General features: G+C 66.1%; 19 protein-coding genes. 14 read left to right on the plus strand and 5 right to left on the minus strand.

The features are described from left to right. Positions 1–22 precede the first annotated feature (22 nt). The 5 genes from V5F78_RS18570 to serA all read left to right on the plus strand — a co-directional run bounded on the left by V5F78_RS18570 (position 23) and on the right by serA (position 6,164). Positions 23–1,597: a cytochrome ubiquinol oxidase subunit I gene (locus tag V5F78_RS18570; protein ID WP_394069997.1), complete on the plus strand. Its 1,575-nt coding sequence runs from the start codon at positions 23–25 to the stop codon at positions 1,595–1,597. 6 nt (positions 1,598–1,603) lie between these two features. Next, complete coding sequence (gene cydB / locus V5F78_RS18575; RefSeq protein WP_394069999.1) at positions 1,604–2,758, plus strand: cytochrome d ubiquinol oxidase subunit II; 1,155 nt, start codon at positions 1,604–1,606, stop codon at positions 2,756–2,758. Between the two features lie 12 nt (positions 2,759–2,770). Then, entirely contained in the window at positions 2,771–2,902 is a 132-nt protein-coding gene (gene cydX, locus V5F78_RS18580) for a cytochrome bd-I oxidase subunit CydX (protein ID WP_394070001.1), read from the plus strand. Positions 2,903–3,080: 178 nt separating this feature from the next. Then, a complete protein-coding gene (locus tag V5F78_RS18585; RefSeq protein ID WP_394070003.1) occupies positions 3,081–4,703 on the plus strand; it encodes an ABC-F family ATP-binding cassette domain-containing protein in 1,623 nt (540 codons plus the stop codon). Positions 4,704–4,895: 192 nt separating this feature from the next. Then, on the plus strand, positions 4,896–6,164 hold the full coding sequence (gene serA, locus V5F78_RS18590) for a phosphoglycerate dehydrogenase (protein ID WP_394070005.1): 1,269 nt from the start codon (positions 4,896–4,898) through the stop codon (positions 6,162–6,164). A 51-nt stretch (positions 6,165–6,215) separates the two neighbouring features. On the opposite strand, the gene V5F78_RS18595 is transcribed toward serA, so the two are convergent. Continuing rightward, complete coding sequence (locus V5F78_RS18595; protein ID WP_394070007.1) at positions 6,216–7,634, minus strand: carbohydrate porin; 1,419 nt, start codon at positions 7,632–7,634, stop codon at positions 6,216–6,218. A gap of 594 nt (positions 7,635–8,228) precedes the next feature. On the opposite strand from V5F78_RS18595, the gene efeU reads away from it, so the two are divergent. From efeU to efeO (V5F78_RS18615), 4 genes are read left to right on the plus strand one after another with little or no spacing between them, the layout of a single operon-like run. After that, on the plus strand, positions 8,229–9,074 hold the full coding sequence (gene efeU, locus V5F78_RS18600) for an iron uptake transporter permease EfeU (protein WP_394070008.1): 846 nt from the start codon (positions 8,229–8,231) through the stop codon (positions 9,072–9,074). After that, positions 9,071–10,315: an iron uptake system protein EfeO gene (efeO, locus tag V5F78_RS18605; RefSeq protein ID WP_394070010.1), complete on the plus strand. Its 1,245-nt coding sequence runs from the start codon at positions 9,071–9,073 to the stop codon at positions 10,313–10,315. Before efeU ends, efeO (V5F78_RS18605) begins: the two co-directional genes overlap by 4 nt. Further along, positions 10,312–11,616, plus strand: a complete 1,305-nt coding sequence (efeB, locus tag V5F78_RS18610; protein WP_394070012.1) for an iron uptake transporter deferrochelatase/peroxidase subunit — start codon at positions 10,312–10,314, stop codon at positions 11,614–11,616. Before efeO (V5F78_RS18605) ends, efeB begins: the two co-directional genes overlap by 4 nt. 41 nt (positions 11,617–11,657) lie before the next feature. Beyond that, entirely contained in the window at positions 11,658–12,485 is an 828-nt protein-coding gene (gene efeO, locus V5F78_RS18615) for an iron uptake system protein EfeO (RefSeq protein ID WP_394070014.1), read from the plus strand. Between the two features lie 79 nt (positions 12,486–12,564). Here the strand turns inward: efeO (V5F78_RS18615) and V5F78_RS18620 are convergent, their stop codons facing one another. Beyond that, positions 12,565–13,347 carry an enoyl-CoA hydratase/isomerase family protein gene (locus V5F78_RS18620; RefSeq protein WP_394070016.1) on the minus strand — a complete coding sequence of 261 codons (783 nt, stop codon included), beginning with the start codon at positions 13,345–13,347 and terminating at the stop codon, positions 12,565–12,567. Positions 13,348–13,578: 231 nt separating this feature from the next. On the opposite strand from V5F78_RS18620, the gene V5F78_RS18625 reads away from it, so the two are divergent. From V5F78_RS18625 to V5F78_RS18645, 5 genes are all read left to right on the plus strand, one after another. Next, entirely contained in the window at positions 13,579–14,313 is a 735-nt protein-coding gene (locus V5F78_RS18625; RefSeq protein WP_394070018.1) for a GntR family transcriptional regulator, read from the plus strand. Between the two features lie 84 nt (positions 14,314–14,397). Continuing rightward, entirely contained in the window at positions 14,398–15,615 is a 1,218-nt protein-coding gene (locus tag V5F78_RS18630) for a CaiB/BaiF CoA transferase family protein (protein WP_394070020.1), read from the plus strand. Between the two features lie 111 nt (positions 15,616–15,726). Continuing rightward, positions 15,727–16,746 carry a TRAP transporter substrate-binding protein DctP gene (gene dctP, locus V5F78_RS18635; protein WP_394070022.1) on the plus strand — a complete coding sequence of 340 codons (1,020 nt, stop codon included), beginning with the start codon at positions 15,727–15,729 and terminating at the stop codon, positions 16,744–16,746. 38 nt (positions 16,747–16,784) lie between these two features. Next, positions 16,785–17,321, plus strand: coding sequence for a TRAP transporter small permease (locus V5F78_RS18640; RefSeq protein WP_394070439.1), 537 nt, complete (start codon positions 16,785–16,787; stop codon positions 17,319–17,321). Further along, a complete protein-coding gene (locus V5F78_RS18645) occupies positions 17,318–18,670 on the plus strand; it encodes a TRAP transporter large permease (RefSeq protein WP_394070023.1) in 1,353 nt (450 codons plus the stop codon). The genes V5F78_RS18640 and V5F78_RS18645 overlap by 4 nt, the downstream gene beginning before the upstream one ends. 263 nt (positions 18,671–18,933) lie before the next feature. Here the strand turns inward: V5F78_RS18645 and V5F78_RS18650 are convergent, their stop codons facing one another. Genes V5F78_RS18650 through V5F78_RS18660 form a run of 3 tightly spaced genes read right to left on the minus strand, consistent with a single transcriptional unit; the run spans position 18,934 to position 22,259 of the window. Then, the gene (locus V5F78_RS18650; protein ID WP_394070025.1) at positions 18,934–20,610 is read right to left on the minus strand and encodes a thiamine pyrophosphate-binding protein; all 1,677 of its coding nucleotides are present in this window, start codon (positions 20,608–20,610) and stop codon (positions 18,934–18,936) included. A 28-nt stretch (positions 20,611–20,638) separates the two neighbouring features. After that, positions 20,639–22,111 carry an aldehyde dehydrogenase family protein gene (locus tag V5F78_RS18655; RefSeq protein ID WP_394070026.1) on the minus strand — a complete coding sequence of 491 codons (1,473 nt, stop codon included), beginning with the start codon at positions 22,109–22,111 and terminating at the stop codon, positions 20,639–20,641. Continuing rightward, entirely contained in the window at positions 22,104–22,259 is a 156-nt protein-coding gene (locus V5F78_RS18660; protein WP_394070028.1) for a hypothetical protein, read from the minus strand. Before V5F78_RS18660 ends, V5F78_RS18655 begins: the two co-directional genes overlap by 8 nt. Positions 22,260–22,261: the final 2 nt, after the last annotated feature.

The following is a 22,261-nucleotide window of genomic DNA, read 5'->3' on the forward strand; positions in this document are numbered from 1 at the left end:
CGGGCCTGCCCGGAGCGATGACATGGAATTCGACATCGTAAGCTTATCGCGCCTGCAATTCGCGATGACGGCGCTCTACCATTTTCTGTTCGTGCCGCTCACGCTCGGCCTTTCCGTGCTCCTGGCGATCATGGAAACGGTCTATGTGATGACCGGGCGGGTCGTCTGGCGCCAGATGACCAAGTTCTGGGGCACCCTGTTTGGCATCAATTTCGTGCTCGGGGTGGCCACCGGCATCGTCATGGAGTTCCAGTTCGGCATGAACTGGAGCTATTACAGCCATTATGTCGGCGACATCTTCGGTGCGCCGCTGGCCATCGAAGGGCTCATGGCCTTCTTCCTGGAAGCGACCTTCGTCGGCCTGTTCTTCTTCGGCTGGGACAAGCTCTCGAAGGTGGGGCACCTCGTCACCACCTGGGCGGTGGCGCTCGGCTCCAACCTTTCCGCGCTCTGGATCCTGATCGCCAACGGCTGGATGCAGAACCCGACCGGATCGGCCTTCAACCCCCAGACCATGCGCATGGAGGTGACCGACTTCTATGCGGTGCTGTTCAATCCGGTCGCGCAGGCGAAGTTCGTGCACACGGTCTCCGCCGGCTATGTGACGGCATCCTTCTTCGTGCTCGGCGTCTCGGCCTGGTACCTGCTGAAGGGCCGCCATATCGAGCTCGCCAAGCGCTCCATGACGGTCGCGGCCTCGTTCGGGCTCGCGGCCTCCCTCTCCGTGGTCGTGCTGGGCGACGAGAGCGGCTATCTCGACACCGAGCACCAGAAGATGAAGCTCGCCGCCATCGAGGCCATGTGGGAGACCGAGCCGGCGCCCGCCTCCTTCACCTTGTTCGGCTTTCCCGACCAGGCGGCGCGCGAGACCCATTATGCGGTGCGCATTCCCTGGGTGATGGGCCTGATCGGCACCCGCTCGCTGACCACCGTCATCCCCGGCATCGAGGAACTGGTCGGCCATGCCAAGGACCGCATCCAGCAGGGCATCATCGCCTATGACGCGCTCCAGAAGATCCGCGCCGCGGGCAGCGCGGCGGTCGCCCCGGACGTGCAGAAGGCGTTCGAGGACAATGGCCGCAACCTCGGCTACGCGCTGCTCCTGAAGCGCTATGTGGACGACCCCCGGCAAGCCACGCCGGAGCAGATCAGCAAGGCCGCCTGGGACACCGTGCCCGGCGTCGCGCCCATGTTCTGGTCGTTCCGCGTGATGGTGGGCCTCGGCTTCTATTTCATCGCCTTCATGGCGCTGATGTTCATCCTCTCGGCGCGTCGCATGCTGGACCGCTACCCGATCCTGCTGCGGCTCGCGGTTCTGTCCATCCCGCTGCCCTGGATCGCAGCGGAGTTCGGCTGGGTGGTGGCGGAATTCGGCCGCCAGCCCTGGATGATCGAAGGCATGCTGCCCACCGCCGCCGGCGTCTCCAACCTCGGCGCGACCACGGTGCTGCTGACCATCTGCGGCTTCGCGCTGATCTATACCGTCCTCATCATCATCGAAATGGGCCTCATGGTCGGCGCGATCCGCAAGGGTCCGACGCCGGACACCAAGCCCGAGGCGGGGCTGCTCGAAGCCCGCCTGGCTCCTGCGGAGTGATGCGCCATGATCCTTAGCGACCTGATCAATTACGAAATCCTGCGGCTCATCTGGTGGGTGCTGCTGGGCGTGCTGCTCATCGGCTTCGCCATCATGGACGGGTTCGATTTAGGCGTGGCGACCCTGCTCCCGTTCGTCGGGCGCACCGACATGGAGCGGCGGATCGTCATCAACACCATCGGCCCGGTGTGGGAAGGCAACCAGGTGTGGCTGATCCTCGGCGGCGGCGCGATCTTCGCCGCCTGGCCCCCGCTCTATGCGGTGTCCTTCTCCGGCTTCTACCTTGCCATGTTCGCCATTCTGGCGGCGCTGATCCTGCGGCCGGTGGGCTTCAAGTATCGCAGCAAGCGCGACAGCGTCGTGTGGCGCACCTGCTGGGACTGGGCGCTGTTCATCGGCGGCTTCGTGCCGGCGCTGATCTTCGGCGTCGCGGTGGGCAATGTGCTCCAGGGCGTGCCGTTCCGCTTCGACAGCGAATTGCACATCTTCTATGAGGGCACGTTCTTCGCCCTGCTCAACCCCTTCGCCCTGCTGTGCGGGCTGCTCTCGGTCGCCATGCTGGTGACCCATGGTTCGGCCTGGCTGATGGTGAAGGCGGACGGCCCGGTGGCCGCGCGGGCTCGGGCCATCGGCAGCGTGGCGGCCTTGGCCACCATCGCCTTGTTCGTCCTCGCCGGCGTTGCCCTGTACCTGTTCGTTCAGGGCTATCGCCTCACCGCCCCCATGGACCCCTTCGGCCCGTCCAATCCGCTGCTGAAGTCGGTGGCCATGGAGCGCGGCGCATGGTTCGCCAATTATGCCGCCTATCCGGTGCTGATGCTGGCGCCCGTCCTCGGCGTGCTCGGCGCGGCAGGCGCCTTCCTCGGCCTGCGCGCGCGGCGGGAGGTGCCGACCTTCCTGGCCTCGGCGCTGGGAATCTTCGGCATCATCTCCACCGTGGGCGTGTCGATGTTCCCGTTCATCCTGCCGTCGTCGATCCATCCCCAATCGAGCCTGACGGTGTGGGATGCGTCTTCGAGCCACCTCACCTTGTTCATCATGCTGGTGGTGACGGTGATCTTCCTGCCGATGATCCTGGCCTATACCACCTGGGTCTACCGTGTCCTATGGGGCAAGGTGGACGAAGCCATGGTCACCGACAAAAACGGCCACGCATACTGAGGAGAATGCACGATGTGGTACTTCGCCTGGATGCTGGGGCTGCCGCTGGCGGCGGCCTTTGCGGTGCTCAATGCCATGTGGTTCGAACTGATGGAGGAGGACACCCAGCGCCGCAAGGCGCAGGGCACGACGCCCGGCCGGTGAGGACGGCGCGTCCCCTTCCCTGACCTCCTGTCCCCGTGCCCTGCGCGGGCGCGCCGGCCCCGTCGATGAAACGGCGGGGCCGGTTCACGTTTGCGGCCTTCGTCCCGTTTGTGGCCTTCCCCCGGCCGGCCAAATGGCCTAAGCGCGCAGCAGCTTCATTCCAGGGTTCCCAGCGCGCATGATCCGGCTCGACTCCATCGGCAAACAGAACGGCAAGCAGATCGTCTTCATCGAGGCCTCCGCGACCCTTCTCAAGGGCGAGAAAATCGGCCTCGTCGGCCCCAATGGCGCGGGCAAGACGACCTTGTTCCGGCTCATCAACGGGGAGGAGGCCCCCGACGAAGGGCAGGTCTCGGTGGATCGCGGCATCACCATCGGCTATTTCAGCCAGGATGTCGGCGACATGGCCGGCCAGAGCGTGCTCAACACCGTGATGGACGGCGCCGGCCCCGTGAGCACCATCGCGGCCGAGCTGCGGACGCTGGAAGCGGCCATGGTCGACCCCGACCGCGCCGACGAGATGGACGCGATCATCGAGCGCTATGGCGAGGTGCAGGGCCGCTTCGAGGAGCTGGACGGCTATGCGCTGGAGGGCCGCGCCAGCGAGGTGCTCGCCGGCCTCGGCTTCACCCAGGAGATGATCGAGGGCGATGTGGGCCGCCTGTCGGGCGGCTGGAAGATGCGCGTGGCGCTGGCGCGCATCCTGCTCATGCGCCCGGACGTGATGCTGCTCGACGAGCCGAGCAACCATCTCGACCTGGAAAGCCTGATCTGGCTGGAGGCGTTCCTGAAGACTTTCGACGGCGCGCTGATGATGACCTCGCATGATCGCGCCTTCATGAACCGCGTCGTCACCAAGATCGTCGAGATCGACGCCGGCGCGCTGAACACCTATTCCGGCGATTATGAATTCTATGCCCAGCAGCAGGCGCTGGCGGAAAAGCAGCAGCAGGCCCAGTTCGAGCGCCAGCAGGCGATGCTGGCCAAGGAGATCGCCTTCATCGAGCGGTTCAAGGCCCGCGCCTCCCATGCCGCGCAGGTGCAGAGCCGGGTGAAGAAGCTCGACAAGATCGAGCGCGTGGAGCCGCCCCGCCGCCGCCAGACCGTTGCGTTCGAATTCCAGGCGCCGCCGCGCTCGGGCGACGACGTGGTGAATCTCAAGAATGTGCACAAGAGCTATGGCACCCGGCGCATCTATGAGGGGCTCGATTTCCACGTGGCGCGGCGCGAGCGCTGGGCGATCATGGGCGTCAACGGCGCCGGCAAGTCGACGCTGCTGAAGCTGGTGGCCGGAGAGACCAAGCCGGACGAAGGCACCGTCTCCGTCGGCGGCAGCGTGAAGATGGCCTATTTCGCCCAGCATGCCATGGAGGTGCTGGAGGGCGAGCGCACCGTATTCCAATCGCTGGAGGACGCCTTCCCCCAGGCGGCGCAGGGCAGCTTGCGCGCGCTCGCCGGTTGCTTCGGCTTTTCCGGCGACGATGTGGAAAAGCGCTGCCGCGTGCTCTCGGGCGGCGAGAAGGCGCGCCTCGTCATGGCGCGCATGCTGTTTGACCCGCCGAACTTCCTGGTGCTGGACGAGCCGACCAACCATCTCGACATCGCCACCAAGGAGATGCTGATCTCAGCCCTGGCCGATTATGAGGGCACCATGCTGTTCGTCTCCCATGACCGGCATTTCCTCGCCGCGCTCTCCAACCGCGTGCTGGAGCTGACGCCGGAGGGCGTGCACCAATATGGCGGCGGCTATAGCGAATATGTCGCCCGCACCGGGCAGGAGGCGCCGGGCCTGCGCAGCTGAGCCGGCGCGACATCCCACGCCGGGGTGCGACGCTTTTCCGGCATGGCTGCCAAGCCTGGACGCGGGCGGCAAAAGGATTAAGTTCGCGCCGCCCGAGGGCCCGCCCTCGGACAGATTAGCCGAAAGCGCCGACGCCGTTTGCCGCCCCGTTTCCGGTTGATCGCTCATTCATCGTTGAAGGACGCCGAGATCGTGGACGCAAGCCTTTCCCATTCGCCGCAACTCTCGCTGGCCAAGGACAAGATCCGGGTACTGCTTCTCGAAGGCGTGAACGACAGCGCCGTGGAGATGCTGACCGCCGCCGGCTATTCCAACGTGACGCGCCTGCCGAAGGCGCTCGATGGCGATGCGCTCAAGGAAGCCATCAAGGGCGTTCACCTTCTCGGCATCCGCTCGCGCACGCAGATCACCGCCGATGTCGTGGCAGCCGCCGACCGGCTGATCGCCATCGGCTGCTTCAGCGTCGGCACCAACCAGGTGGACGTGGATGCGGTGCGCGCGCACGGCATTCCCGTGTTCAACGCGCCGTTCTCCAATACCCGCAGCGTGGCGGAACTGGTGATCGGCGAGATCGTCATGCTGCTGCGCCGCATTCCGGCGCGCTCCCACGCCGCCCACGAGGGGCGCTGGGACAAGTCCGCCAACAACAGCCACGAGGTGCGCGGCAAGACGCTCGGCATCATCGGCTATGGCAATATCGGCTCGCAGCTCTCGAACCTCGCCGAAGCCATGGGGATGCGGGTGCTGTTCTACGATCACACCGACAAGCTGCGGCACGGCAATACCGAATCCACCACCAGCCTGAACGAGCTGCTGGCGCAGAGCGACGTGGTGAGCTTGCATGTGCCGGAGACGCCGGCGACCCACGGCATGATCGGCCGCACGGAACTCGCGGCCATGAAGGACGGCGCCTATTTCATCAACAACAGCCGTGGCACGGTGGTCGATCTCGACGCGCTCGCCGACGCGCTGCGCGCCGGCAAGCTGCGCGGGGCGGCGGTGGACGTGTTCCCCGTCGAGCCCGGCTCCAACAACGAGCGCTTCGTCTCCCCGCTCCAGGGCCTGGACAATGTCATCCTGACCCCGCACATCGGCGGCTCGACGGAAGAGGCGCAGGAGCGCATCGGCGCCGAGGTGGCGCGTAAGCTGGTGGATTATAGCGACAGCGGTTCCACCATGGGCGCGGTGAACTTCCCGCAGGTGCAATTGCCGGCGCGTCCCCTGGGCACGCGGTTCATCCAGGTTCAGCGCAATGTTCCGGGCATGCTCGGGCGGCTCAACGAGGTGCTTGCGCGCCATTCGGTGAACATCGCCGCGCAATATTACGAGACCCATGCCGACGTCGGCTATGTGGTGCTGGATGCCGACGCATCCGCCACCGACAGCCAGAGCGTTCTGGACGAGATCCGCGCGCTTGAAGGCACCATCCGGGCGCGGCTGCTGTACGAATACAAGATCTGAGGCGGCACGCCGCCGGAGGAATTGGGGGCGGCGCCTGGCCGCCCCGCTCCCTCAATAGTTGATCGTGGTACGCACGCCGAACACGGCCGCGTTCTTGATCGTGGTCAGGCCGTTCGGATCGTTGGGATTGAGCACGCCGCCGCCGGGATTCCAGATGTATTGGAAGTCCGGCTGGATGGTGAAGCCGGGCGTGACCTCGAACGAATAGGTGGCTTCCAGCACGGTTTCGCTGCTGCGCACGGGATAATAGGACGCCGTATAAAGGGCGATGTCCTGGTCGAGGCCGCGCGCATAGGAGGAAACGCGCGAGGTGCCGAAGGCGACGCCGAAGGAATCGGCGTCGCGGCCGGGCACCATGCCTTTGAAATTGATGCCGCCATCGGCATAGAAGCTGATGGAATTCTGCGCGTTGGGCGCCGCCGTCACCCGGCCGAAAATGCCGATGCCCTGGTCCTTGGTGCCGGGCTTGCGATAGATCATCTGATCGAGGATCGCATAGAAGGAATAATCGCCATTGCTCTGCTGGGGAATGCCGAGCGTGTTCGGGTCCGCCAGCGACAGGCCGAAGATGTCATAGCGCTGATTGGGCATGGAATTCGAATTATACCATCCGCCCACCTTCAAGGTGCCGGGCAGCCATTTGGCGTCGGCTTCCTTGTTATAGCTGTAGGCGGCCTCGCCGATCACGAACACGCCCTGGTCGACGATGAAGTTCGTGCCGTACTTGTTCTCCTCCTGCGGATCGCCGCAGCAGGGCGCGGGATTGCCGTTGAACAGGCCGAGCATGACCGAGAAATTGTCGGTCGGCGCCACCTTCAACCGCACGCCGGGCGTGGCGAGCGGATAGGCCGGGCCGCCGCTCGGCAGGTCGGCGGCGAACAAAGCGGGCCATCCGAAGGTGGAGTTCAGGAACAGGCTGCCATTGTCGCTGATGGCGAATTCGGAATCCGCCGAAAGCTGGCCGAACCGCAGGTTCGCCTTGCCGTCGGCGAAGCCCTGCTCGATGTACAGCTCGAACAGGCGGGTGGTCGACAGGGCGTCGATATTGCTCACGCCCATGATGTTGCCGAGATATTGGCCGGAGAAGCCCGAGCCCTGGATCTGCAGCGCGCTCACATGGAAAGTGGCGTTGTTCCAGTTGAACAATTTGCCGAGGTCGGCATCCATGGTGAACAGGAAGCGGCCGTTATAGGCGGTGCCGGTGCCGAGGCCGCCGTGGGTGTTGCTCCACACTTCGCCGATGTAGTTCACGCCGAACTGGATGCCCGCATCCGCGAGCTTGGTGCGGGCGCCGCCCCAGTCGCCGAGCCAACCGAGCTGGGAGGCGATGGAGGGCGCAGCTTCCTCCGCCGCGGGCGCTTCGGCCGCGGGAGCCTTGGTCGCCATGTCGGCGGCCAGCGCGGATGTGCCGAGCGCCGATGTGCCAAGCAAAGCGACCGCCGCGACGCCGGCGAGGAGCGATCTCATCATGGGCGCGCCCTTGTGTGATCCGCGCGCGACGAGACGATCTGCAGCCGAACCGGTCATGTTTTCCCCTTCCCCGAACCACCATCCGCCCCTGGCGGCAGGGTCCCAAACCCTCGCCGCAGGCCAGATGTGATAATGTCACATTTGCAATCAACTCGTCTTATCAGGCACCCAAAACGGTGTCGCGCCCTATCTGCACCGAGATCGCCGATCGGTCGCGACTGTTGCAAATTTGAAACGCGCCGTGTCGCATACCCTGCCATTTCCGAATGACGGAAATAAAACCAGAAACAAACCTTAATATTCGCGGCCGGCGACGCGCCATTACTCGCTCTCGTCTCGCCGGGCCGGGAATCACCGTGCCGCCCGCGCACATTCGCCTTCGATACGCCCGATTCCCGCCGGGGACGATCATCCGCGACGTCGCGGATGAAAGTCAAACACCTTCCGCAAGGTCACGCATAAACATTGGAATTATTCGAGTTATTAAGTTTTCGCGATCCATGGCACGTCTTGATCAGACGAGGTAACAGTATTCCCAGATGGATATCAATGGCGAATATTACGCTAGGTTAGCTGGATCCGGATCTGAATAGCATGCTCGTTTCTTTCTTGATAATGCTGCGCGAGGGCATCGAAGCAGCCCTCATTGTCGGCATTATTGCTGGCTACCTGAAGAAGACCGGGCGCGAGGCCTGGATGCCGGCGATTTGGGTCGGCATTCTGCTTGCCGCTGCCTTGTCGCTGTTCGTCGGCGCCGGGCTTCAGCTTGCCAGCGCCGAGTTTCCCCAGAAGCTTCAGGAAGCGTTCGAGGCCGCCGTCGGCCTGGTGGCGGTGTTCGTGCTCACCTCCATGGTGTTCTGGATGCGCCGCATGGGCCGCTCCATCAAGGGCGAATTGCAGGCGTCCATCGACGCCGCCTTCAGCGAGCGCAACCAGACCCTGGCGCTGATCGCCATGGTGTTCTTCGCGGTGGCGCGCGAGGGCGTCGAATCCGTGTTCTTCCTGCTCGCCACCTTCCAGCAGAGCAGCGGCATGGGGGCGCCGGCCGGCGCGGTGCTCGGCCTTTGCGTGGCGTTCGCGCTCGGCTACGGCATCTATGCCGGCGGCGTGCATCTCGATCTGCGGCGCTTCTTCCGCTGGACCGGCATCTTCATCCTCGTCGTCGCCGCCGGCATCCTCGCCGGCGCGGTGCGCTCGCTGCACGAGGCGGGCCTGTGGAACCACCTCCAGCAGACCGCCTTCGATTTGTCCGCCATCCTGCCCGCCGACGGACCGCTCGGCACCGTCATCGCCGGCCTGCTCGGCTATCAGGATGCGCCGAGCCTCACCGCCGTCATCGCCTATGTGGCCTTTCTCGGGATCACGCTGACCCTGTTCCTCGCCCCGCCGGCCAAGCCGCCGGCCGCCCATTCCGTGGCCCAGCGCGGAGCTGCGCGATGAGCGGCGTCGCGGACACAGCCCCAAAGGCGGCATCGCCGGCCGGCGGGCCGCCGGCTCCCTCGCGCAAGGCCATGCGCCTCGCCATCGCCGGGTCCGGCCTGCTGCTGGTGATCGCGTTCGCCGCCTTCTATTGGGCGACCAGCCTCGCCGCCCGCCGCAAGGCCGCTGAAAACGTGGGCGCGGTGGCGGTTATCGTCACCGACAGCGCCTGCGAGCCCATGGACCTCACCGTACCGGCCGGGCGCACCACCTTCGCCATCACCAACCGCTCCAACCGGGTGATGGAATGGGAGATCCTGGACGGCGTCATGGTGGTGGAGGAGCGCGAGAACATCGCCCCCGGCATCACCCAGACCATCGCCGCGCGGCTCGCCGCCGGCACCTATGACATCACCTGCGGCCTGCTCAGCAACCCGCGCGGCAAGCTGCATGTGACGCCCGCGACGGCGGGGGACGCGGAGCCGGCGGCGCCCGCCCTGCTCGCCTTCATCGGCCCGCTGGCGGAATATCAGGTGCAATTGCTCACCAATGCCGGGGCGTTCGCGCAAACGACGGCCACCCTCGCGCAGGCGGTGCAAGCGGGCGATCTGGAGCGCGCCCGCGCGCTGTATGGCGCGGCGCGGCTCGCCTATGCCCGCCTCGCGCCGGCGGCGGACCTGTTCGCAGATCTCGATACCCGCCTAGATGCCCGCGCCGCCGATTTCGGCGGGCGCGAGCAGGATCCTTTGTTCACGGGCCTGCATCGCGTGGAATATGGCCTGTTCGCCCAGGGCTCCACGGCGGGCCTGCGCGCCCCGGCCGAGACGCTCGCGGCCGATGCGGGCGAACTCGACCAGCGCATGGCGACGCTCCAGCTCCAGCCGGAGCGCATGGTGTCCGGCGCGGCCCGCCTCATGCGCCGGGCCGCCGGCTTGGAAGCTGCGGGCGGCGCGGAAACATATGCCCATTCCGACCTCGCCGACATCCAGGCCGAGGCGGACGCCGTGCTCGGCATCGCCAAGCTTCTGGGCCCGCTGGCGCAAAAGGCATCGCCGGGCCTGCCCGCCCGCATCGAGGCCGATGGCGCCGCGCTCTCTGCCTTGCTCGCCGCGCATCGCGACGGCGCGGGCTTCTCTTCCTTCGAAACCGTCGCGGCGGACCAGCGCGCCGCGATCGCCGCCGCACTCACTCGGCTCGGCGACGACATGGACACGCTGGGGGCAGCGCTTGGCCTGACCACTTCAGGACGTTCGGCACCATGACATCCCTTCCCTCTTCCCCTCCTCGCCCCTCCTCGCTCGATCGCCGCAGCCTGCTCAAGGGGTTCGGCGCGCTCGGCGGCGCCGCAGCCGGCATGCTCGGCGGCAGTGCCGTCGCCCGCGCGGACGACACGTCCAGCCCCGTCACCACGGCGCCGGAAAGCAACCGCACCGCCGAGCGCGTGGATTTCTACGGCGCGCACCAAAGCGGCATCGTCACGCCCCGCCCGGCCACCGGAATGGTGGTGGCGTTCGACGTGCTCGCCACCACGCGTCCCGAGCTGGAGCGCCTGTTCCGCACCCTGACGGAACGCATCGCCTTTCTCATGCAGGGCGGCGCCCCGCCCCGGCTCGACCCCAAGCTGCCGCCGGCGGATTCCGGCATTCTCGGCCCGGTGGTGGTGCCCGACAATCTCACCATCACGGTCTCGCTGGGCGCCTCGCTGTTCGACGAGCGCTTCGGGCTCGCCACGAAGAAGCCGCGCCATCTCACCGCGATGGACCAGTTTCCCAACGACGCCCTCGACCCGGACCTGTGCCACGGCGACCTTCTGCTTCAGTTCTGCTCCAACACGGCCGACACCAACATCCACGCGCTGCGCGACATCGTGAAGAACCTGCCGGACCTGCTGCTGGTGCGCTGGAAGCAGGAAGGCTCGGTTCCCGTCATCGCCGCGCGCCCCGGCGCAAAGGCGGAGAGCGCGCGCAATTTCCTCGGCTTTCGCGACGGCTCGGCGAATCCGGACTCCGCCGACGCCGCCGCGATGGACCGCATCGTGTGGGTCAAGGGCGGGGAGGAGCCGGCCTGGGCTGCGAATGGCTCCTACCAGGTTGTGCGCATCATCCGCAATTTCGTCGAGCGGTGGGACCGCACGCCCCTGCTGGAGCAGGAGGAAATCTTCGGGCGGAAGAAGGCGACCGGCGCGCCGTTCGGCGGGCACACCGAACAGGACGTGCCCAATTACGCCGCCGATCCGAAGGGGCGGCTGACGCGGCTCGACGCTCATATCCGCCTCGCCAATCCGCGCACCAGCGCCTCGCAGGCGAACCTGATCCTGCGGCGCCCATTCAATTATTCCAACGGCATCTCGAAATCCGGCCAACTGGAGATGGGCCTTTTGTTCATCGCCTATCAGGCGGACCTCGAGAAGGGCTTCATCACGGTTCAGAAGCGCCTGAACGGCGAGCCGCTCGAGGAATATATCAAGCCCATCGGCGGCGGCTATTTCTTCGCCCTCCCGGGTGTTTCCGGCCCGTCCGATTTTCTCGGCAGCGCCCTGCTCGCGCCCGGCGAGCCCACCTGAACATTCAAATCAATTCCGTTTCCTACCGGAGAGTCTTTCCCATGAAGCGCTCTGTTCTCATGCTCGCGACCGCGCTGTCGCTGTCCCTCGGCGCGATCCAGGCGCAGGCCGCGGTCTCCCCGCTCGATCTGGTCGGGCCCATCGCCCAGTACAAGGTCTATGTGACCAAGGAGCTGGATGCCTTCGTCACCGCCACCAAGGACTTCACCGATGCCGTGAAGGCGGGCGATCTCGCCAAGGCCAAGGCGCTCTATGCCTCGGCCCGCGCCCATTATGAGCGCATTGAGCCGATCGCCGAATTGTTCAGCGATCTCGACGGCAGCATCGATTCGCGCGCCGACGACCATGCCAAGAAGGAGAAGGACCCGACCTTCACCGGCTATCACCGCATCGAATACGGCCTGTTCGTCACCAACAGCACCGACGGCCTTGCCCCCTTCGCCGACAAATTGATGACCGACGTGACCGATCTCCAGACGCGGGTGAAGGGCCTCACCTTCCCGCCCGAAAAGGTGGTGGGCGGCGCGGCCGCGCTGCTGGAGGAAGTGGCGGCCACCAAGATTTCCGGCGAGGAAGACCGCTACAGCCACACCGACCTGATGGATTTCCAGGCCAATATCGACGGAGCGCAGGAAGTCTACACCCTGTTCAAGCCGCTATTGGCGAAGGATGCGAAGAACGAGGCCTTCCTCAAGAAGGTGGACGCGAACTTCGCATCCGTGGATGCCATCCTGGTCAAGTACAAGACCGCCGACGGCTTCGAGAGCTATGACAAGCTCAGCAAGAAGGATCGCAAGGCCCTGGCCGGACCGGTCAATACGCTGGCGGAGGATCTCTCCAAGATGCGCGGCCTGCTCGGCCTGAAATGAACCGGCCCAACCGGTAGAAGCGCGCGCGGGCGTCTGCGCGCGCGGCATCTCGAGCCGGCGCGCGGCGCGCCGGGTGCGCTCAGGCCCCGGTGAACACCGCGCGCTGCTTCTTCAGGAACGCCGCATAGCCCGCCTTATAGTCCTGGGTGTCGGCGAAATCATAAAAGGCCGCGCGCTCCTGCGCCGAGACCGGGGTCCAGTCGCGCAAGAGCCGCTGCAACTGGGCCTTGGTGCTGCGATGGGCGAGCGGAGACCCGCCGGCGATGCGCGTGGCGGTCGCCATCGCTTCCTGATCGAGCGCGTCGGGGGCGACCACGCGCTGCACGATGCCCTTCTGGAGCGCCTCCCCGGCCTCGAACACCCGCCCCTCCAGCACCAGCTCGGCCAGCACGCCACGCCCGAACAGCTTGAACAGAAGCTCCGTCTCGCCGAACGCCAGGGGAAAGCCCATCCGGTTGATGGGAATGCCGAATTTCGCATCGGTGCTGGCAATGCGCAGGTCGCAGAGCGCGGCGATCTCCAGTCCGCCGCCCATGCAGGCATCGCGGATCTGCGCCACGATGGGAATGCCGCAGCTGAGAATGGCCTCCAGCGCCGGCCCCACATGCACTTCGTGATAGCGCGTCACCTGGGCGCGGGTGGAGCGCTCCTGCTCGAATTCGCTGATGTCCGCCCCCGCCGCGAATGCCCCGCCGGCGCCGGTCAGGATCAGGCAGCGGCACGCGCGCTCCGCATCGAGCCGCAGGAAGAGGTCGCGCAGGCCGGTCCACATGGCGACGGTGAGCGCGTTGCGCTTGCCGGGATTGTCGATGGTGACCACCCCGATGGCCCCCTGCATCTCAAATTTGATCTCGCCGCTCATGTGGTGCGTCTCACCCCTTGTTCTGCCCGGCCGACCAGCCGATTTGTTCCTTTATAATATGCCAATCTCACTATAAAAAATATTTTTATAGAACAACGCTTCTTTTCGAAGCCTGAACGCCGCCATGCGCTCCCTCCAATGATGGTGCAGCGCCACAGGGAAGAAATAATATTTTTTATGTTGCAAATAATATTTTCTTAGACAAGATCGCCTCAAACGGGAGTGCGGCACGTGCGCAAAGAGACAGCGGCCAAGCCGGCGGACGGCAAGGAGGAAGGCCTCCTGCGGGGCTCCGGCACCCATGCCGACGCCATCTACCGCTACCTTGAGCAGGAGATCGTCTCGGGGCGGCTGGAGCCGGGCGAGAAGCTCGACGACGTCAGCCTCGCCAAGCGCTTCGGCGTGTCGAAGACCCCCATTCGCGAAGCCTTCCTGCAACTGGCGGCGATTGATTTTGTCCAGATCCGCCAGCGGGTCGGCGCCGTGGTCTCCCCGCTGTCGCTTCAGCGCATGGTGCAGATGTTCGAGGTGATGGCGGAGCTGGAAGGCACGTGCGCCGCCCTTGCCGCCGCGCGCATGACCACGGTGGAGCGCGACGCCCTCGCCCATGCCATGGCGCGCTGCCTCGACCTCGCGCAGAAGGAGGGGCCGGACGCCGGCAAGGACTATGCGGAAGCCAATTTCAGCTTCCACGAGATCGTCTATCGCGGCAGCCACAACGACTTCCTCCACGAGCAGACGAGCTTGCTGCGCAAGCGCCTCGCGCCGTATCGCCGCTATTGGCTCACGACCCCCGCGCGCCTGCGCAAATCCAGCCGCGAGCATGAACAGGTGGCGCACGCCATCCTTGAATGCCGCGAGGAAGCCGCCCACGCGCTCATGAAGCAGCACCTCACGCTGCAGACCGAACTGGTCTCGGTGCTGCTCGATCACCTGCCCGCATCCTATCTCGCGGTCGTGAAATAGCGCGCCGCGACCGGCGCACCGACCCCGGCGATCCCGAACCCGGCGATCCCAACGCCCGACACCCCAGCAAGATGACCTGCGACCATGCCTCTGCCCCTTGAGAAAATGCGCGTCCTGGATCTCACCCGCGCCCTGTCCGGCCCGTTCTGCAGCATGATCCTGGCGGACCTCGGCGCCGACGTGGTCAAGGTGGAGCCGGTGGGCGGCGGGGACATGATCCGCACCTGGGGGCCGTTCGATCGCGACCAGAGCGCCTATTATCTCTCCGGCAACCGCAACAAGCGCAGCCTCGCGCTCAATTTCCGCTCGCCCGAAGGATTGGCGCTGCTGCGCGAGATGGCCCTGAAGTCGGACGTCATCATCGAGAATTTCAAGCCCGGCACGATGGCGAAGCTCGGCCTCGATCCGCACGAACTGCGCGCCCTCAAGCCCGATTTGATCATCGCCAGCATCAGCGGCTTCGGCTCCTCCGGCCCGCTGAGCGCGCGCCCGGGCTTCGACCAGATCGCCCAGGGCTATTCCGGCTTCATGAGCGTGACCGGCACCACCGAGCCGACCCGCGTCGGCATCGCCATCGGCGATCTCACTTCCGGCATGTGGCTCGCCATCGGCGTGCTCGGCGCCTGGATCGCGCGCCAGGACACGGGCCGCGGCGACCATGTGGAAACCTCCCTTCTCTCCAGCCTGGTGAGCCTGCTCAGCGTGCAGGGCCAGCGCTATCTCAGCCTCGGCGAGGTGGCGGAGCCGACCGGCAACGTGCATCCAGTGATCACCCCCTATGGCGTGTTCCGCGCCGGCGACGGCGATATGAACATCGGCGCGGCCACCCAGGACATGTGGCTGAAGCTGTGCGACATCCTCGAGCGGCCGGACCTGAAGAGCGATCCGCGCTTCCTCGACAATGCGTGCCGCATGAACCATCGCCAGCTGCTGCGCGAGATCATCGAGGCAGAGCTGGCGCGCGGCACCCGCGCCCATTGGACCGCCCTTCTGGTGGCGGCGGAAATCCCCGCCGGGCCCATCAACACCATCGCGGATGCGCTCAATGATGCGCAGGTGGCCCATCTCGGCCTGGTGGAAACCCTGCCCCACCCCACCCTCGGCCCGCTCGCGCAGCTGTCCAGCCCGTTGAAGATGGCCGGTGCCGAGGAGGGATGGATCCGCCGCGTTCCCCCACTGCTCGGCCAGCACACCCGCGAGCTGCTGGCGGCCTACGGCTATGGGCCCGCTGAGATCCAGGAGCTGGAAGCGCAAGGCGTGGTGGCGCAGGCGGCGCCCGCCACCGGCGAGGACGCTGCCTGACCGCCGCACGAAACACTCGGGCGCGGGGCTGAGCCAAGGCCCCGCGCGAGAAGAACCGGGCGCGGAAAATCCCGCCCGCTCCGCAATGTCGGAAATACTGGGAGAAACGCCATGAAGATCAGTCGCAGGCTTTTTGTGTCCGGCGCCATCGCCGCGCCGTTCGTCATCCGCGGCGCTGGAGCGGCACGGGCCGATGCCCGCACGCTGAAGATTTCGCACCAGTTTCCCGGCTCGACCGGAACGGACGGCGATTTCCGCGACCAGCTGGTGAACAAATTCGCCGCCGAGGTCGAGAAGCGCTCCGACGGCGCCTTGAAGTTCAACGTCTATCCCGGCTCTTCGCTGATGAAGACCAATGCGCAATTCTCTGCCTTGCGGAAGGGCGCACTGGATATGTCGCTATTCCCGATCGCCTATGCCGGGGGTGAGGTTCCCGAATGCAACATCGGGCAATTGCCCGGGGTCGTGACCACCTACGAGGACGGCCTGTCCTGGCGCACCAAGCCGGTGGGCGAAATGCTGGAAAGCGCGCTGGCCGCCAAGGGGGTGATGATCCTGACGTGGGTGTGGCAGGCGGCGGGCTGCGTGAGCAAGACCCAGCCGCTGGTCGCGCCGGAGGATGCCAAGGGCATGAAGGTGCGCGGCGCCTCGCGCGAGATGGATATCGTGTTCCAGCGCATCGGCAGCACCGTCGTGACCTTCCCCTCCAACGAACTCTATGTGGCCATGCAGACCGGCATCTGCGAAGCCGCCATCACCTCCTCCACCAGCATGATTTCCTTCCGCACCGAGGAAGTGGCCCGGCATCTCGCGACCGGGCGGGGCAAGTCCTACCACTTCACCTTCCAGCCTTTGCTGATCTCCAAGATCGTCTTCGACAGCCTCTCGGACAAGGAAAAGCAGATCCTCACCACGGTGGGCCTGGAGATGCAGGAGTTCGGCCTGAAGGGCGCGCTCGCCGACGACGTGCGCGTCGAGGAGACCTATAAGAAGGCGGGCGGCGAGGTGCATATCCTGACCCCCGAAATCATCGCCAAATGGGTCGCCATCTCCAAGGAAACCGCCTGGAAGGACTTCGCGGGCAAGAACGAGAATTGCGCCAAGCTGCTGGCGCTGGCGGCCTCCGCATGAGCGGGGCGCTGGACACCGCGCCCGACGCCACGGCCGGCATGGCGGCGCAGACGCACGGCGGCGGGGGCCTCGCGGCCCTTGTCCGCGCCATGGCCCTGCTCAATCGCGCCATCGTGCTGCTGGCCGCGATCGTGCTCGTGCTCGCGGGGCTGATCCTGTCCTACAGCGTCGCCTCGCGGCTCGCCTTCGGCGCCATGAGCTATTGGCAGGACGAGGCCTCGGTATTCCTGCTGGTGGGCGCCACCTTCATGACCGCGGCCTATGTGCAGGGCCGGCGGGGCCATGTGGCGATCGAGGCGCTGAGCGCGCTTCTGCCGGCGCGGGTCAATGCCGTGCGGCTGCTGCTGGTGGATATCGCCAGCTTCGCCTTCTGCGCCTTCTTCACCTGGAAGTCCTTCACATTGCTGGAAGAGGCCTGGATCGAAGGGCAGGTTTCCTCCTCGTCCTGGGCGCCCCCGCTCTGGATCCCCTATGCGACCATGGCCCTTGGAATGGCGCTGCTGACGCTCCAGATCGCGCTTCAGATCGCCTGCGCCATGGCGCCGGCGCCGCGCCGGAACGGAGATCGCCCATGAGCACGCTCGTCGTCGGCTTGATGTATGGCGGGGCGACCCTGCTGACCATGTTCATCGGCATGCCCATCGCCTTCGCGCTGGGGGCGGTGGCCGTGCTGTTCATGCTCGGCTTCATGCCCGCCGCATCCCTCGATACGGTCACCCAGAATGTCTATGAGGAGATGGCCTCCATCACCCTCCTCTCCATTCCCCTGTTCATCCTCAAGGGCGCCGCCATCGGCAAGTCGCGCGCCGGGCAGGATCTCTATTCCGCGCTCCATGCCTGGATGCACAAGATCCCCGGCGGCCTCGGCATTGCCAATGTGTTCGCCTGCGCCTTGTTCGCCGCCATGGCCGGCTCCTCCCCCGCCACCTGCTCGGCCATCGGCTCCGCCGGCATTCCCGAGATGCGCAAGCGCGGCTATTCGGGCAGCTTCGCCGCCGGCCTCATCGCCGCCGGCGGAACCCTCGGCATCCTTTTGCCGCCCTCCATCACCATGATCCTCTATGCGGTCGCCGCCGAGCAGTCGCTCGGCCGCCTGTTCCTCGCCGGCCTCGGGCCGGGCCTGCTGCTGGTGATGCTGTTCGCCGCCTATGCCATGGTGCGCTTCCGCCAGGAATTCGCCCGCGCCAAGCTGCTCTACGAACAGACCGGCGAAGCCTCCGCGATCTTGCACGAAGAGCACCTCACCATGCGCGACCGCTTCGCCGCGCTGCCGCGGGTGCTGCCGTTCGTGATCCTGCTCACCGGCGTCATGGTGGCGCTCTATGGCGGCTATGCCACCCCCTCCGAGACCGCCGGCCTCGGCGGGATCCTGGCCCTGGTGCTGATCGCCCTCATCTACCAGGTGTGGACGCCGAAGGACTTGGAGCCGATCCTGACCTCCACCCTGCGGGAGGCCACCATGCTGATGCTGATCATCGGCATGTCCCTGCTCTATTCCTATGTGATGAGCTATCTGCACATCTCCCAGGCGGCGGCGCAGGCGATCGTGGCGCTGCACCTGTCCAAATGGCTGCTGCTGGCCACCATCTTGGTGCTGGTGGTGGTGCTCGGCTTCTTCCTGCCGCCGGTGTCGATCATCCTGATGACCGCGCCCATCATCCTGCCGCCGCTGAAGGCCGCCGGCTTCGACCTGATCTGGTTCGGCGTGGTGATGACCATCGTCATGGAAATGGGGCTGATCCATCCCCCGGTGGGGCTGAACATCTTCGTCATCAAGAACATCGCCCCCGACATCCCGCTCAAGGACGTGATCTGGGGCACGGTGCCGTTCGTGCTGCTGATGATGCTCGCCGTGGTCCTGCTCTGCCTGTTCCCGCAGATCGCGACGGGCCTCCCCGACCTCGTCATGGGCCAGGGACGGTAGGGGGCGGAAGAGGGACCCCGAGACGGGGCGACGAGGGTTTCCGGCCGATGTCGGGCGACATCGGCCGGGCCGGATTCATCCATTGGACAATATTCATCCGAATGGGCCGGTTTAGTCCGCGAAAGATCGCGGAGAAGCGCTAATAAACCGATGTTCGTCTGCAGCCCTTTTATGTTTCACGTGAAACATTCGTTGCAAACACAGGCTTTTTAGCCCATCCAGGGCCGGATCGACGGGCCATCCGCCCGCTAATTCCAAGAAATTCAAATAATCATATCCGGCGTCAATTGATTGGAGGGCACACGCACCTCCACGATGGCGGGGCCACCCGCCGCCAGCGCCCGGGCGAAGGCGGCGGGGAATTCGCCATCCTCATTCACCACTTCGCCATGGGCGCCATAGCTTTGCGCCAGGGCGGCGAAATCGGGATTGGTCAGGAAGGTGCCGCTCGGCCGCCCAGGGAAATGCCGCTCCTGGTGCATGCGGATCGACCCATAGATCGCATTGTTCACCACGATCACCACGATCGGCAGCTTGTGATGCACGGCGGTGGCGAATTCCGGCGAGGCCATCTGGAAACAGCCGTCGCCCGCGAGCGCAACCACGGTGCGCTCGGGATGGCGCAACTGCGCGGCAATGGCGCCCGGCAGGCCATAGCCCATGCTGCCGGATTTCGGCGCCATCTGCGTGCCGAAGGTCCGGTAGCGGAAGAAGCGGTGCAGCCACACGGTGTAATTGCCGGCGCCATTGGCGATGATCGCATCGTCCGGCAGCGTTTCCCGCAGGTGCAGGATCATCTTGCCGAGATCGAAGCCGGCGGTGCGGGTCGGCGGCTGCTGGTAGGCCTCGAACGACGCCCGCGCCTCGGCGCTCCATGCCCGCCAGGGGGAAGCGTCGAGCAGTTCCAGTTCGGTCAGCGCGTCGGCGAAACGCTCCATGCCCGCGAGGATGGGCAAATCGGCATTATAGACCCGGCCCAGTTCCTCGGCGCCGGGATGGACATGGACCAGGGTCTGCTTCGGCGCCGGGACGTCCAGCGCCGTATAGGCCTTGCTGGTGATCTCGCCGAGGCGGTCGCCGATGACGAGGAGCACATCGGCCGCCTTCACCCGCTCGGTCAGCGCAGGGCTGGAGCCGAGCGTGAGGTGCCCCACATAATGCGGCTGCTCGTTGTTCACGAGATCCTGGGAACGGAACCCCGCCACCACCGGCAAGGCATTGGCGGCGCAGAAAGCGCTGACCTTCGCCGCCGCACCCGGTGTCCAGGTGCTGCCGCCGATGATGACCAAGGGCCGCTGCGCCTGCTGGAGCAAGTCCCGCAGCCGCACCATGTCCTCAGGCGCGGGAGCGGCGAAGGTCGGCCGGAAGGCCGGTGCATCTGCCACCGCGCTGGTGCTGCTCAGCACGTCCTCGGGGATGGAGAGCACCACCGGCCCGGGCCGCCCCTGGGTCGCGATATGATAGGCGCGGCTGACATATTCCGGGATCAGGTCGGGGCTCTCGATTTCGCCGACCCATTTCGTCATGTCCGCGAACACGCGGGTGTAATTGATCTCCTGGAAGCCCTCGCGGCCCCGCGTAGCGCGGGGCACCTGGCCGACGATGAGGATCATCGGCGTGGAATCCTGCCAGGCCGTATGCACGCCCACGGTCGCATGCATAGCGCCCGGCCCCCGGCTGACGAGGCACAGCCCCGGCAGTCCGGTCAGCTTGCCGTCGGCTTCCGCCATGTGCGAGGCATTCGCCTCATGCCGGCAGACGATGAAGCGCACGCCATGCTCGCCTTCGTGCATGGCATCGAAGATCGGCAGGGCGCTTTCGCCCGGCACGCCGAAGATGCGGTCGGCGCCATGGATGCGCAACGCATCCACCAGGATCTGCCCGCCATTGCGGGTCGCCGTCGCGGCCGGGGTCGTTGGCGCCGGGCTATGGGTGTTCATGGGTGATGTTTCCTCATCAAGCCTGCGGTCAGCGCGCCGGTTCCAGCGCGCAGATGGTCTTCAGCTCGGAATAAAAGTCCAGCGACCAGGCGCCGCCTTCCCTTCCGACGCCCGAGCGCTTGAAGCCGCCGAACGCCGCGCGCTCATCCCGCACGCGCCAGCAATTCACCCACACCGTGCCGCTCTGGAGCTGGGTCGCGACCCTGTCCTGGCGCGCTTCATCGCGGGTCCAGACGGTGGCGGCGAGGCCATAGTCGGTGGCGTTGGCCCGGGCGATCACCTCGTCCTCGTCGTCGAACACGCTGACATGGCCGCAAGGCCCGAACACTTCCCGGCGGCAGATCTCCGCATCGTCCGGCAAGCCGCTGAAAATGCTGGGCGCGACCCAATAGCCGTTCGCGAACGGCGCCGGCATGTCGAGCGCGCCGCCGCCGGCGATGACCTCGGCACCCGCCTGCTTCGCGCGGGCATAATAGCCAAGCACCTTGTCGCGCTGCGCGGCGCTGATTGCCGGGCCGAGCGTCGTCTCGGCCGCCATGGGGTCACCCGGCTTCAACGCCCCTGCGGCCGCGGCGATGCCGGCGACGAACGGCTCAAGCACCGAGCGGTGCACGAAGATTCGCTCGGTGGTGAGGCAGACCTGCCCGCAATTGTCGAACATGGACCGCGCGGTGCCGGCGATGGCGGCTTGAAGATCGCAATCGCCGAAGATCAGCGCCGGGTTCTTGCCGCCAAGCTCGAGCGAAACCGGGCGCGGCCCCTGGGCGGCCGCCTGCATGATGGCTTCGCCCGTGCGCGTCTCGCCGGTAAAGGCGAGCGCATTCACCCCGGGATGGGAGACGAGGAAACTCCCGGCCGCCCCGGCGCCATGCCCGTGCACGATGTTCAGCACGCCATCGGGCAAGCCGGCTTCCTTGGCGATCTTCGCCAGCAGCACTGCGGTGCGAGGAGAATGTTCGGACGGCTTCACGACGATGGTGTTGCCGCACGCGAGCGCGGGCGCGACCTTCCAGGTCAGCAGCAGCAGCGGCAGGTTCCAGGGGGCGACGATGCCCACCACGCCGACCGGATTGCGGATGATGCGGTTGCGCGCCCGCCCGCCATTGGCCAGTGGTGTCTCGAAGCCTGCCGCATCCGCCTTGCGCGCGATGTCGGCGAAGGCGCGGAAATTGGCGATGGCGCGCTGAATCTCGATGTTCGTGGTGATGGTGATGGGCTTGCCGGTGTCCGCGATCTCTTCCGCGACAATCTCGTGCAGGCGGGCGTCCATGAGAACCGCGATCCGCTCCATGAGGGCGAGGCGATCTTCCAGGGTGGTGTTCTTCCACGGCCCTTTGAGCGCGGCGCGGGCGGCGCTGACCGCCTGGTCCACCAGGTCGGCATCGCTCTCCACCACCTGCGCCGCAACGCGGCCGGTGGCGGGATAATGCTTGTCGAAGAAGCGGGCCCCGAAAGTCTCGCGACCCGCGATAAAGCAAGGGACCTGGGCGACATCAGTCATGGAGAGCCTCGCGGGCATGCATGTTCGAAAGTTTCAGCGCGGCAGCCGGACCGCCGATGGAACGGCGCCTGGCGACGCCCGCGATCTTGCGCGGCTTGAACACGCGGATATGCCGGGCAGCGTAACCACCGCCCGGCAGGATCTTCACAC

The organism is Roseixanthobacter glucoisosaccharinicivorans, from assembly GCF_043195095.2.
Taxonomy (GTDB): Bacteria; Pseudomonadota; Alphaproteobacteria; order Rhizobiales; family Xanthobacteraceae; genus NCEH01.